The organism is Streptomyces sp. NPDC004561, assembly GCF_053602155.1.
The window spans coordinates 1-12,949 of record NZ_JBSGDB010000235.1; the positions used below are offsets into that span (position 1 = coordinate 1).

Sequence of the window (12,949 nt, forward strand, 5' to 3'; positions counted from 1 at the left end):
CACCAAGCACACGCTCGCCCTCACCAACCGCGGCGACGCCACCACCGAGGACCTGCTGGCCCTGGCCCGCGAGGTCGTAGCCGGAGTCCGCGAGGGCGTGCGCGAACCCCTGGTGAGTGGGGACGAAGGGCCCCGGGTGAGCCGGGACGAAGACGGCGGGCGGGAGTCCGGCGTCCCCCGCCCGCCGCCGCTCACCTGCCCTTGGCGGGCAGTTCCTTGATCCGGATGTCGCGGAAGGACACCTCGTCACCGGTTCCGTGGTTCTGGATGCCGATGTGTCCGTCGCGCAGACTCCGGGCCGGATCGGTGTTGGTGAAATCGTTGATCTTCACGCCGTTGAGCCAGACGCGCAGGCGTTCGCCCTCCACGCGGATCTCGTACGTGTTCCACTCCCCCGGCGGGTTCAGCGCACGGTCGCGCGTCTTCAGGTCGGCGGACTGGAAGCCGTAGACGGACCCGGTGGTCTTCTCGGGCACGTCGGTGGCGTCGATCTGGATCTCGTAACCGTTGTCGACCGCCGACCAGGGGTCGTCCGAGGGCGGGAAGCCCACGAACACACCCGAGTTGTCGTCGCCGGCCGCCTTCCAGTCGAGCTTCAGCGAGTACGACCCGAAGCCCGACGGTGTGTACCAGAGCAGTCCCAGGCCGCCCGTCGACGTCAGCGTGCCGTCGCCGGAGAGCGTGAACCCGCCCGGGCCGGCCTGTCGCCAGCCGTCCAGGGAGGTGCCGTCGAAGAGCGGCCGGTAGCCGTTCTCCGGGCGGCAGTCGGCCTGGACGTCGCCGATGACCCACCGGATGCCGCCCAGCAGGTGCTGCCGGAAGGCGGGGTCGGTGTAGGACTGCTTGGTGTGGCCGCCGCCGGTGTAGAAGGCGCGGCCACCCTGGTAGTGCTGGCACCAGGCGATCGGATGGTCGCCGTTCATGGTGCCGCCCGTGTACGACCCCTCGTCCAGGGAGGCGAGGACGTGGGCGCGTTCGCGCGGGTTCGAGCGGTAGTTGTACCACTCGTCCGTGCGCTCCCAGGTCCGTCCCAGGTGCGAGGTCGCCGGGTGGGCGCGGTCCTCCACGTTCACCGACGCCTGCTGGATCGCCGGGTGGTTCTGGAACCAGGCGCCCGCGAGACCGCCGTAGAAGTCCCAGTCGTACTCGGTGTCGGCGGCCGCGTGGACGCCGACGTATCCCCCGCCGTGCCGGATGTACCCCTCGAACGCGTCCTGCTGGGCGGCGTCGAGGACGTCACCGGTGGTCGACATGAACACCACGGCGGCGTAGCGGCGCAGGTTCGCGCCGGTGAAGGCGCCGGCGTCCTCGGTGGCGTCGACCGTGAAGCCGTTCGCCTCGCCGAGCTGCCGGACGGCGGCGATGCCCTCGGGGATCGAGTCGTGCCGGAAGCCGGCGGTCTTGGAGAAGACCAGGACGCGCTTGGTGTGGGCCGGGTCCGACACGGCGGGTGCGGTCAGGCAGCCGAGGAGCAGGGCGGCACCGAGCGCCGCGGTGGTGATTGTGCCCGTTGGTCGCATGGTGTGCCCTCCTCTCAGCCGGTGGTGAAGGTGAAGTCGTCCAGGTCGAACAGGGCTCCGCTGCCGCCCTTGAAGACCAGGTGGAGGGTGATGGTGCCGCGCGGTGCGCGGGACAGGTCGGCGGAGACGTCCTGGTAGGTGTCCCAGCCGCCGGTCACGGGCACGGTGGCCTTGCCCAGCAGGGTGCCGGTCGGGGATCCGGCGCGGACCTCGAGGGTGCCGCCGGCACCGCCGGAGGCGATGCGCGCGGTGATCTTCTTGGCGTCGGACAGGGCGTACGGGGTGAAGGCGATCCAGTCGCCGTCGTGGATGTCGCCGACGACCTTGCCGCCGTGGGCGGTGGTCCGGGCGGCCACGGTGACGCCGGAGGAGGTGCCGAAGTGCTCGGCCTGGCGGTGGCGGGGCTGCAGGACGCTCCGGGCGTGCGTGGTGAGCGGGTCCTGGCCGCCACCTCCGCCGTCGGTGTACTGGGCGTCGAGGACACCGAAGATGTTGGCGTCCTGGTCGTGTCCGCCGTCGGCGCTGGTCTGGATGGTGCCGGAGCAGCCGTGGGCGGAGGTCAGCGGGTGGCCGTGGCTGTCGTGGCCGAGGATGAAGTTGACGGTGACCTTGGAGCAGTCGATCGCCTTGCCGTCCTCGGGGTCGGTGACCTTCACCTTGAACGGGACCGGGTCACCGAAGCTGAACAGCTGTCCGTCCTGCGGGAGTTCCAGCGTGACGGTGGGCGCGGTGTTGCCGACGACGACCTGGACACTGGCGCTGCCGGTGCGGCCGGTGGTGTCCTTGGCGGTCACCGTGGCGGTGTAGGTGCCGTTCTTCTTGTACTTGTGCGTGGGGTCGGCCGCGGTCGAGCTCGCGCCGTCGCCGAAGTCCCAGCTGTAGGTGAGCGCGTCGCCGTCCTGGTCGCTGGTGCCGGCCGAGGAGAAGGCCACCTTCAGCGGGGCCTGTCCGGAGGTGCGGTCCGCCGCGGCCTGGGCCACCGGGGAGTGGCCGTCGGTGGCGTTCTCGATGCGGTAGAGGCCGGAGTGGTCGTCGCCGCCGAACCAGGAGGTGCCGTAGTCCAGCACGTAGAGGGCGCCGTCGGGGCCGAACGCCATGTCCATCACCTGGGTGCCGCTCCAGGGGATGTCGTTGATCGACTGGACCTTGCCGTCGGCGTCGCTGGTGACGCGCTTGATCCAGCGGCGGCCGAACTCACCGGCGAAGAAGTCGCCGTCGTAGGCGGCGGGGAACTTCACGGGCGAGTCGAGCGTGGCGTCGTAGTGGTAGACCGGGCCGCCCATCGGGGACTCGGAGCCGCTGCCGAACTCCGGCACGGACGGGCCGTCGTAGGGGATCCAGGCCGGCTGGGCCGGGGGCAGGTCGGTCAGACCGGTGTTGTGCGGCGAGTCGTTCTTCGGCGCGGAGCAGTCGAAGGTGGCGCCGGAGGTCTTGGTCGCGAAGTCGTAGTCGACGTAAGGGTCGTTGGCGCCGGTGCAGTACGGCCAGCCGAAGTTGCCGGGCTTGGTCACCCGGGCGAACTCGACCTGGCCGGCGGGGCCGCGCTTGGGGTCGGCGGCGCCGGCGTCGGGGCCGTAGTCGCCGACGTAGAGGATGCCGGTCTTCTTGTCGACGCTGAACCGGAACGGGTTGCGGAAGCCCATGGCGTAGATCTCGGGCCGCGTCTTGGCGGTGCCGGGCGGGAAGAGGTTGCCGTCGGGGATGGAGTAGGAGCCGTCGGCGTTGACCTTGATGCGCAGGATCTTGCCGCGCAGGTCGTTGGTGTTGCCCGCGGTGCGCTGGGCGTCGAAGCCGGGGTTGCGGTCGGCGCGCTCGTCGAGCGGGCTGTAGCCGTCGGACTGGAAGGGGTTGGAGTCGTCGCCGGTCGACAGGTACAGGTTGCCGTCCGCGTCGAAGTCGATGTCACCGCCGACGTGGCAGCACAGGCCGCGCGTGGTCGACACGTCGAGGATCTTCTTCTCGCTGGCCTTGTCGAGGGTGCCGTCGGTGTTCAGCACGAAGCGGGAGAGCCGGTTGACGCCGTCGAAGGGCGCGAAGTCGGCGGCGGTGCCGGTCTCCGGGGCGTCGCCGGCCGGGGTGTTCAGCGGCGGGGCGTAGTAGAGGTAGACGAACCGGTTGTGGGTGAAGTCCGGGTCGACGCCGACGCCCTGCAGGCCCTCCTCGTCGTGGGAGTAGACGTCGAGCTTGCCCGCCACCCGGGTGTTGCCGGCGGCGTCCGTCAGGCGCAGTACGCCGTCGCGGGAGGTGTGCAGGACCGAACGGTCGGGGAGGACGGCGAGCGACATGGGCTCGCCGACCTCCGCCGCGCCCTTGGCGAGGGTGACCTGCTGGAAGTCCTCCGTCGCCGCGGCGCTGTCCTGGCCGGTGACGGCTGCGCCGGCCTGGGGGGTGGTCAGGGTGAGGGTGGTGCCCACGAGCAGGGCCCCGCCGAGCAGGGCGAGCGACTTGCGCAGGCGTGTTCTGCGGGTTCCGGTGCGGTTGGTGAGATCGTTCCCGTGCACGAATGGCCTCCAGAGTGGGGCTGGTTGTACGGGGTGGGTGCGTACGCCGGGATGCGCCGTCATCCCGGAGCGTTGGCGAGCCGACGCGAGTGGTCAGCTGGAGAAGGCCGCGTCGAACGATGCCGACGGCGGCTCGAAGTCGTAGCTGCGCAGGTGGGCGAGGGCTTCGGGTGCGCCCTGCAGCCGGTCCATGCCGGCGTCCTCCCACTCCACGGAGACGGGTCCGCGGTAGTCGATGGAGCGGAGCATGCGGAAGACGTCCTCCCAGGGCACGTCCCCGTGTCCGGCGGAGACGAAGTCCCAGCCGCGGCGCGGGTCGCCCCAGGGCAGGTGGGAGCCGAGGCGGCCGTTGCGGCCGTCGAGGCGCTTGCGGGCCTCCTTGCAGTCCACGTGGTGGATCCGGTCCCGGAAGTCCCACAGGAAGCCGACCGGGTCGAGGTCCTGCCACACGAAGTGGGAGGGGTCGAAGTTCAGGCCGAAGGCCGGGCGGTGCCCGACGGCTTCCAGGGTGCGGTGGGTGGTCCAGTAGTCGTAGGCGATCTCGCCGGGGTGGACCTCGTGGGCGAACCGTACGCCCTCGGTGTCGAAGACGTCGAGGATCGGGTTCCAGCGTGCGGCGAAGTCCTCGTAGCCGCGCTCGATCATGGACTCGGGCGCCGGCGGGAACATGGCGACCAGGTGCCAGATCGCGGAGCCGGTGAAGCCGACGACGGTGTCGACGCCGAACGCGGCAGCCGCGCGAGCGGTGTCCTTGATCCGCTCCGCGGCGCGCCGCCGTACGCCTTCGGGGTCACCGTCGGCCCAGATGTCGTCCGGGAGGATGGCCTGGTGGCGTTCGTCGATGATGGCGTCGCAGACGGCCTGGCCGGTGAGGTGGTTGGAGATCGCCCAGCACTTCAGGCCGTACCTTTCGAGGAGTTGGTGGCGCGACTTGACGTAGCCGGGGTCGGCGAGCGCCTTGTCGACCTCGAAGTGGTCTCCCCAGCAGGCGAGTTCGAGTCCGTCGTAGCCGAAGTCACGGGCGAGGCGGCAGACCTCCTCCAGGGGCAGGTCGGCCCACTGGCCGGTGAACAGGGTGAACGGGCGCGGCATGTGACGTGTCCCCTCAGTCCGCGACGGGCGTGTAGACGGAGTTCTTCTCTGCGCTCTCCTCCACCGCCGCGAGGACGCGCTGCACCTGCAGTCCGTCGGCGAAGGAGGGGTCGGGGCGGCGGCCGTCCTCGATGGCGTGGACGAGGTCGCGGGCCTGGTGGACGAAGGTGTGCTCGTAGCCGAGGCCGTGGCCCGGCGGCCACCACGCGTCGACGTAGGGGTGATCGGGTTCGGTGACGAGGATGCGGCGGAAGCCGGCCTCGGTGCCGGGCTCGGTGGCGTCGTGGAACCAGAGCTCGTTCAGCCGCTCCAGATCGAAGAAGAGGGAGCCGCGCTCGCCGTTCAGCTCGATACGCAGGGCGTTCTTGCGGCCGGTGGCGTACCGGGTGGCCTCGAAGGAGGCGAGGGCGCCGGAGGCGAACCGGCCGGTGAACAGGGCGGCGTCGTCCACCGTGACCGTGCCGGTGCCGGCCGCCGGCATCGCCGTCGGACCGCTTCCGGCGCCGCCGGGCAGGGGTCTCTCCCGGACGAAGGTCTCCGTCAGCGCCGACACTCCGGCCAGCCGCTCCCCCGCCAGGTACTGGGCGAGGTCGACGATGTGGGCACCGAGGTCGCCGAGCGCGCCGGAGCCCGCGAGTTCCTTCCGCAGCCGCCAGGTCAGCGGGAAACCCGGGTCGGTCAGCCAGTCCTGGAGGTACGTCACCCGGACGTGCCGCAGGGTACCGAGCCGGCCGTCGGCGACCATCCGGCGGGCGAGCGCGGTGGCCGGCACCCGGCGGTAGTTGAAGCCGACCATCGCCAGCAGACCGCGGCCGTACGCCTCCTCGGCGGCCCGTGTCATGGTCGCGGCCTCGGCGACGGTGTTCGCGAGGGGCTTCTCGCACAGGACGTGTTTCCCGGCGGCCAGCGCGGCGACCGCGATCTCGGCGTGGCTGTCACCGGGGGTGCAGATGTCCACGAGGTCGACGTCGTCGCGGGCGATCAGGGCGCGCCAGTCGGTCTCCACGGCCGCCCAGCCGTGCCGGTCGGCCGCGGCCCGCGCCGCCGTGCCGTCCCGTCCGCACAGCACGGCGAGGACCGGCAGCCGGGGCAGGTCGAAGACGCGGCCCGCGGTGCGCCACCCCTGGGAGTGGGCGGCGCCCATGAAGGCGTAGCCGACCATGCCGACGCGCAGCCGGGGTTTTCCCGCGCTCGGTTCCGTCTCTGGTTCCGCTGGCGGCTGCGGCTGTTCCATGCGCTCGTCCTCCTGTTGGTCGTGGCGCGGTGGGGGGCTTGTGCCCTCGCGCGGTGGGGGGTGCGGGCGGGGCCGGTCACCGGAAGCCGGTGGGCATGTACCGGTCGACGTTGGTCTTGTCGACGACGGCCGAGTAGAGCGTGATCGAGGCGGGGATCTCGAACTCGGCGAGGCCGCCGACGCCCTTGCCCTGGCCGAGGGCGCGGGCGAGGTCGATGGCGGAGGCGGCCATCGTGGGCGGGTACAGGACGGTCGCCTTGAGTACGCCGCTGTCCTGCTTGATCGCCTGGAAGGCGGACAGCGCGCCGGCCCCGCCGACCATCAGGAAGTCGTCGCGTCCGGCCTGCTGGATGGCCCGGAGCGCGCCCACGCCCTGGTCGTCGTCGTGGTTCCACAGGGCGTCGAACTTGGACTGTGCCTGCAGGAGTTGGGCCATCTTGGCCTGGCCGGACTCGACGGTGAACTCCGCGGCCTGGCGGGCCACCTTCTTGATGTTGGGGTAGTTCTTCAGGGCGTCGTCGAAGCCCTGGGTGCGCTGCTTGGTCAGTTCCAGGTTGTCGAGGCCGGCGAGTTCGACGACCCGGGCGTCCGGCTTGCCCTTGAGCTTCTCGCCGATGTACCGGCCGGCGTTCAGGCCCATGCCGTAGTTGTCGCCGCCGATCCAGCAGCGGTAGGCCTGCGCGGAGTCGAAGATGCGGTCGAGGTTGACGACCGGGATGCCGGCGCGCATCGCCTTCAGGCCGACCTGGGTGAGCGCCTTGCCGTCGGCGGGCAGGACGACCAGGACGTCGACCTTCTTGTTGATGAGGGTCTCGATCTGGCCGATCTGCTGGGCGGTGTCGTTGGAGCCCTCGGTGATCTCCAGGCTGACGTCCGAGTACTTCTTGGCCCGGCTCTTGGCGTTGTCGTTGATGGCGTTGAGCCAGCCGTGGTCGGCCTGGGGTCCGGCGAAGCCGATGGTGACGTGCTTGCCCGGCTTGTCGTCGGCGGCCGGCTGCTCGTTCGCGGCGGCCCCGTCGTCCTTCGTGTCGTTGCTGGTGCAAGCCGTGAGCAGGGCTCCCGCGGAGACCGCCGCGGTTCCGAAGAGCAGTCCTCTGCGACTGGTGATGTGCGACATGGCGGTGAACCCTTTCCTCAGGTCGTGCGGGCGGTGCGGCGCTGGACCAGGACGGCGGCGACGATGATCGCGCCCTTGGCGATCTGCTGGACGTCGCTCTGGAGGTTGTTCAGGGCGAAGATGTTGGTGATCGTCGTGAAGATCAGTACGCCGAGCACGGAGCCGGTGACGGTGCCGCGGCCCCCGCTGAGCAGGGTGCCGCCGATGATCGCGGCCGCGATGGCGTCGAGTTCGTACAGGTTGCCGTTGGTGTTCTGGCCCGAGCCGGAGAGCACGATCAGCAGGAAGGCGGCGATGCCGCAGCACAGCCCGGACAGCAGGTAGAGGTAGAGCCGCTGGCGGCGGACGTCGATGCCGGCGAGCCGGGCAGCCTCCGCGTTGCCGCCGACGGCGACGGCGCGGCGGCCGAAGGTGGTGCGGTTGAGCACGAGCCAGCCGGCGATCGTCACGATGGCGAACACCAGGACCAGGGGCGGGATGCCCAGCACGTAGGAGTCGCGCTCACCTAGCTTGAGGACGCCGTCGACGGTGACGATCTGCGTCTTGCCGTCCGTGATCTGCAGGGCGAGCCCGCGCGCCGAGGCCAGCATCGCGAGGGTGGCGATGAAGGGGACCATCCCGCCGTAGGCGATGAGCAGGCCGTTGACCAGTCCGCAGCCGAGGCCGACGAGCATCGCGGTGAAGAGGATGCCCGCGAAGCCGTACTCCTGCGTGGCGACCGTGGTCGCCCAGACGGAGGCGAGGGCGACGATGGCGCCGACGGAGAGGTCGATGCCGCCGGAGGTGATGACGAAGGTCATGCCGACGGTGACCACGCCGATCACCGACGCCTGGGTGAGGACGAGTTGGAGATTGCGGGTGTCGAGGAACTCGTCGGGTTTGGTGACGCCGCCGATGACGACCAGCGCGGCGAGCACCCCGAGCAGGGAGAGGGTGCGGACGTCGGCGCGGGCCGACAGGGAGCGCCAGGGGGCGAGTCGGCCGGCCTGCGGGATCTTGCCGGCGGTGTCCCGGGGCGGGGAGACGGGCTGCGTCATGACGCCGGGCTTCCTTCCATGACGAGGTCGAGGACACGGTGTTCATCCAGCTCCTGGGCGGGCGCCGTGTGGACGACCCGGCCCTCGCGGAGCACCAGCACGCGGTCGGCGAGGCCCAGCACCTCGGGCACCTCGCTGGAGACCAGCAGGACGGCGAGCCCTTCGTCGGCGAGGCGGCGCACCACCGCGTACAGTTCGGCGCGCGCGCCGACGTCGACGCCACGGGTGGGCTCGTCCAGCAGCAGCACCCGGCAGCCGCGCAGCAGCCAGCGGGCCAGGACGGCCTTCTGCTGGTTGCCACCGGACAGGGTGCGTACGGGCACGTCCGGGTTGTCGGGCCGCAGCGACAGTTCACGGACGGACGTCCGTGCGGCGCCCCGTTCGGCGCGCCGGTCGACCCAGCCGGCCCGGGAGAAGCGGGACAGGGAGGACACCGAGACGTTCCGGGTGACGGACTCCAGCATCAGCAGGGCCTGCGCCTTGCGTTCCTCGGGTGCCAGCCCGAGTCCGGCGCGTACGGCCGAACGGACGCTCCCGGGGCGCAGGGTCCGCCCGTCGACGGACACGTTCCCCGCCGTGGGCCTGCGTGCGCCGTAGATCGTCTCCAGGATCTCCGAGCGCCCCGAGCCGACCAGTCCGGCCAGTCCTACGATCTCGCCCGGCCGCAGGTCGAGGTCGAGCGGGGCGAACTCGCCGTCGCGGGCCAGGCCCCGCACCCGCAGGACGGGCTCGCCGTCGGGTTCCCGCGCCGGCCGCCCGGGGAAGACGTACTCGACGTTGCGGCCGGTCATCAGGGCGACGACGTCCCGGGTCGGGGTGGTCTTGGCGGGCAGTCCCCCCGCGACCGCCCGCCCGTCCTTGAGTACGGTCACCCGGTCGCCGATGCGCCGGATCTCCTCGAGACGGTGCGAGATGTAGACGACGGCGACGCCGTCGGCGGTGAGATCGGCGACGATCCGGAAGAGGTTGTCCACCTCGTCGGGGTCGAGGGCGGCGGACGGCTCGTCCATGACGATGAGCCGTACGTCGTGGGAGAGGGCCCGGGCCATGGCCAAGGACCTGCTGCTGGGCCGCCGACAACTCCCCGACCAGGCGGGCGGGGTCGATCTCCGGGTGTCCGAGTCGCTCGAGCAGCAGGGAGGTCGCCGTGCGCGCCGCCATCCCGCGGACGACGAAGCCGGCGGCCGTCGGCTCGTGCCCGAGGTGGACGTTCTCCGCCACCGACAGGTGCTCCACGAGGTCGAGTTCCTGGTAGATGGTGGCGATGCCGAGGCGCATGGCGGCGATGGGCGAGCGCAGGGTGACCGGCTCGCCGCGCCAGTGGATGGCGCCGTCGTCCGGCTGGTGGGCGCCGGCGAGGACCTTGATGAGCGTGGACTTGCCGGCGCCGTTCTGACCGAGCAGACAGTGCACTTCCCCCGCCTGGACGTCGAGGTCGACGCCGTCCAGGGCGCGGACGCCGGGGAACGACTTGGCGATCCCGGACATGCTGAGCAGCGGTGGTTCTGGTGCCATGTGGTTCCCCTCGGCGGACGTGCGGGCCGGTGTCAGGGCGTGCCGCGGCTCGCAGGGCAGGGCTGGGTGCCGTACGGACGAAAGGCGTCGTTACACGAGTCAGTGGGCGTGGTGGACGAAGGTCGCTCGCGCCGACAGGGGGTCGGCGCGGTGAGGAGCTGTCGTGGGCCTACGCGGGTGAGAAGAGGTGGTCGCTGATCAGCCGGGCCGCGCCGATGACGCCGGCGCTGGGGCCCAACTCCCCCAGGACGATGGGCAGGTTGCCGGTCGCGAGCGGGAGGGACTGGCGGTAGACCTGGGTGCGGATGGCGGCGAGCAGGGTGTGGCCGAGGCCGGTCACCCCGCCGCCGATCACCACCAGGCCGGGGTTGAAGAAGGACACGAGTCCGGCGATGACCTGACCGACGTGGGTGCCGCCCTCGCGGATCAGGTCGAGTGCGGTGGCGTCCCCCGCCGCGGCCGCGGCGGCGACGTCGACGGCGGTGAGGGTGCCGCTCGTCTCGAGCCGGGCCGCGAGTTCGGCGGACAGGCCCTGTTGGGCCGCCTGCACCGCATCGCGGGCCAGTGCCGCGCCGCTGAAGTGGGCTTCCAGACAGCCCCGGTTGCCGCAGGCGCAGGGGCGGCCGTCGGCCACGGCCTGGATGTGGCCGATGTCGCCGGCGCTGCCGGTGGTGCCCCGGTGGACCCGGCCGCCGACCACGATGCCGCAGCCGATGCCGGTACCGATCTTGACGCAGAGGAAGTCGGCCGTGGTGCGGGCGACTCCGGCGTGCTGCTCCCCCATGGCCATGAGGTTCACATCGTTGTCGACCATGACCGGGCAGCCGAGTTCCTGGCTGAGCGCCTCCCGTACGGGGAAGCCGTCCCAGCCGGGCATGATCGGTGGGGCGACCGGTACGCCGTCGGGGAAGCGGACCGGCCCGGGGACGCCGATGCCGGCGCCGTCGAAGCCCCCGGCGAGTCCCGCGGCCTTCAACTTCCCGGCCATGTCCAGGACTTGCTCGAAGACCGCGACCGGACCCTCACGGACGTCCATCGGCTGGTTGAGGTGGCCGAGGATCTCCAGTTCGGGGGTGGTGACGGCGACGTCGACCGAGGTCGCGCCGATGTCGACGCCGAGGAACCTGAGGTCCGGGTTGAGCCGGACGTTGTGGGAGCGGCGGCCGCCGCGCGAGGCGGCGAGTCCGTCGGCCGCCACGAGCCCCGTCTCCAGCAGCCGGTCCACCTCCACGGCCAGCTTGGACCGGGAGAGTTCGATCCGGTCGCCCAGCTGGGCACGGGAGTTGGGGCCGCCGTCGCGCAGCAGCTTCAGCAGACGGGCCTGGTGCGCGTTCGCCGGTCGAGCAGTCATGCGTCTCACGTGCCCCTCCCCGCCAGTTTCGGCCGCCAGTGTCGGGCTTTCGACAGGGAACGTAGCAGTGCCGGCCGAACCTGGGAAGAAGCTGTGCACGATTTCCAGCAGACTTTTTCCACTGTGAGGACAAAGCCCCTGGCCCGGCGTCCGCCCGGTGACGGCCCGGCCCCCGGGGACCCGGCCACACTCGTACCGGCCGCGCCCCTCGGAAAGAGCCCGGACCTCCATGCTCGACACCCGCACCGCCCTACGACACCCGCCGTGCGCCGGCACAGCCACTGACCGGCGACTCCACGAGCCGGGGCATCGTCGCCGCCCCGGTCGGGCGGACCGGCCCGTGTCACGCCGGGACGGGCTTCCGTCCGGGATGCGCCGGGTCGAGGGTGAAGAGAGTGCCGTCGGACGTCGCCAGCACCAGGGCGCCCTTGTTGAACCACACTGTGGGCAGGAGCCCGCTGTCCAGCACCTCCGCGCGCGCCGAGGACTCCCACAGCAGGGTGCCGCGCGCCGCGTCGAGGGCGGCCACCCGGCCGCTTCCGCCGGCCAGGTACACGGTGTGCCCCGCCGGGTCCACCGAGGCCACGCCCGGTGTCTCCAGCGTCGTATGCCCCTGCCACAGCCGGGCTCCCGTCACCGGCGAGACGGCCGTGACCAGGCCGCTGGAGGTGGCGAAGTAGAGATTCCCGTGCGCCAGAGCAGGTATCCCCCCGCGGTAGTGCTCGGGCAGATCCGTCATCGAGCGCTTGGCGGTGCGCGGGTCGACGCGCACGATCCGGGTGTAGGTCAGGTCGGGACTGTCGGTCACCGGCTGGCTGTCGGACTCCACGAAGACCAGTTGTCCGTCCTGGGTCCCGACGAAGCTTCGCTGCTGGGCGGGAGACACCAGGATGCGCGCAGAGCCGTCGGTGGGGTCGACGACGAAGAACTTCGTAGCGTGCGATCCCTCCATCCGGGTGGCGCACTCCACGTAGGGGCGGTCGTCGACGGCGAGCGGCGAGCAGTCGTACCCGGTGGGCACGGGGATGCTGCGGCGCACCGTTCCATCGCGCGCCGAGCGGACGGTCACCGCGCCGCCGTCGCCCTCCTGCGTCAGCGTCACCCCGGCGGCATAGGCCGAGCCCAGGCTGTCGGTCCGCACCGGGTGGGACCACAGCTTCGTGCCGTTCGCGCTGTCGAGCGCGAGGACGGACTGTGACTGCCCCTTACCGTCCTCGCCCATGACCGTCAGCTCCACCAGCACCACATCCTCGTACGCGCCGAGGACGGTGGTGACATAGCGGCCGGCCGGCAATCCGGCGGGCGCGATGCCGGAGCGCCAGAGGGTACGTCCAGTGGTGGCGTCGATCCGTTCCGGAAGGAGGGCGCTGCCTGCGCAGTAGAGGGCGCCGTCGTTCGCTGCGCAGGCCGGCGACCTGTTCCCCTCATAGCCCGGCGCCTTCCTCACCCCCCGCTCGGCGACCGCGGACGCCGTGGTCTGCCACGGCTTCCAGCCGGCGGGGAGCGTGCCCCAGCGGCTGGTCGCCACCGAGCTCGCCCGCGCCGTGTCGTCCTCGCCCCCCGTACTCAGCAGGGCATAGCC

Annotated in this window: 8 protein-coding genes and 2 pseudogenes; 1 reads left to right on the top strand and 9 read right to left on the bottom strand. The window is 71.5% G+C overall.

What is annotated here, in order from left to right; genetic code table 11:
- A pseudogene (locus tag ACWEN3_RS26880) lies at window positions 1-220 on the top strand (hypothetical protein); the annotation flags it as partial.
- Here ACWEN3_RS26880 and ACWEN3_RS26885 read toward each other — a convergent pair.
- From ACWEN3_RS26885 to ACWEN3_RS26925, 9 genes and pseudogenes are all read right to left on the bottom strand, one after another.
- Window positions 192-1,520 (bottom strand): ThuA domain-containing protein, encoded by a 1,329-nt coding sequence (locus ACWEN3_RS26885; protein ID WP_452975863.1) that lies wholly within the window; start codon window positions 1,518-1,520, stop codon window positions 192-194. The pseudogene ACWEN3_RS26880 and the gene ACWEN3_RS26885 sit on opposite strands and share 29 nt — an antisense overlap.
- Before the next feature lie 14 nt (window positions 1,521-1,534).
- The gene (locus ACWEN3_RS26890; RefSeq protein WP_452975865.1) at window positions 1,535-4,021 is read right to left on the bottom strand and encodes a PQQ-dependent sugar dehydrogenase; all 2,487 of its coding nucleotides are present in this window, start codon (window positions 4,019-4,021) and stop codon (window positions 1,535-1,537) included.
- A 93-nt stretch (window positions 4,022-4,114) separates the two neighbouring features.
- Window positions 4,115-5,113 carry a sugar phosphate isomerase/epimerase family protein gene (locus tag ACWEN3_RS26895; protein WP_452975867.1) on the bottom strand — a complete coding sequence of 333 codons (999 nt, stop codon included), beginning with the start codon at window positions 5,111-5,113 and terminating at the stop codon, window positions 4,115-4,117.
- Between the two features lie 13 nt (window positions 5,114-5,126).
- Window positions 5,127-6,347 carry a Gfo/Idh/MocA family protein gene (locus ACWEN3_RS26900; RefSeq protein ID WP_452975869.1) on the bottom strand — a complete coding sequence of 407 codons (1,221 nt, stop codon included), beginning with the start codon at window positions 6,345-6,347 and terminating at the stop codon, window positions 5,127-5,129.
- 76 nt (window positions 6,348-6,423) lie between these two features.
- Entirely contained in the window at window positions 6,424-7,464 is a 1,041-nt protein-coding gene (locus tag ACWEN3_RS26905) for a substrate-binding domain-containing protein (protein WP_452975871.1), read from the bottom strand.
- Between the two features lie 17 nt (window positions 7,465-7,481).
- On the bottom strand, window positions 7,482-8,501 hold the full coding sequence (locus tag ACWEN3_RS26910; RefSeq protein WP_452975873.1) for an ABC transporter permease: 1,020 nt from the start codon (window positions 8,499-8,501) through the stop codon (window positions 7,482-7,484).
- Window positions 8,498-10,016, bottom strand: a pseudogene (locus ACWEN3_RS26915) (sugar ABC transporter ATP-binding protein). Before ACWEN3_RS26915 ends, ACWEN3_RS26910 begins: the two are co-directional and overlap by 4 nt.
- A gap of 169 nt (window positions 10,017-10,185) precedes the next feature.
- Window positions 10,186-11,367 (bottom strand): ROK family protein, encoded by a 1,182-nt coding sequence (locus ACWEN3_RS26920; protein WP_452975875.1) that lies wholly within the window; start codon window positions 11,365-11,367, stop codon window positions 10,186-10,188.
- 343 nt (window positions 11,368-11,710) lie between these two features.
- On the bottom strand, window positions 11,711-12,949 hold a 1,239-nt coding region (locus ACWEN3_RS26925; protein WP_452975876.1), incomplete at its 5' end, for an outer membrane protein assembly factor BamB family protein.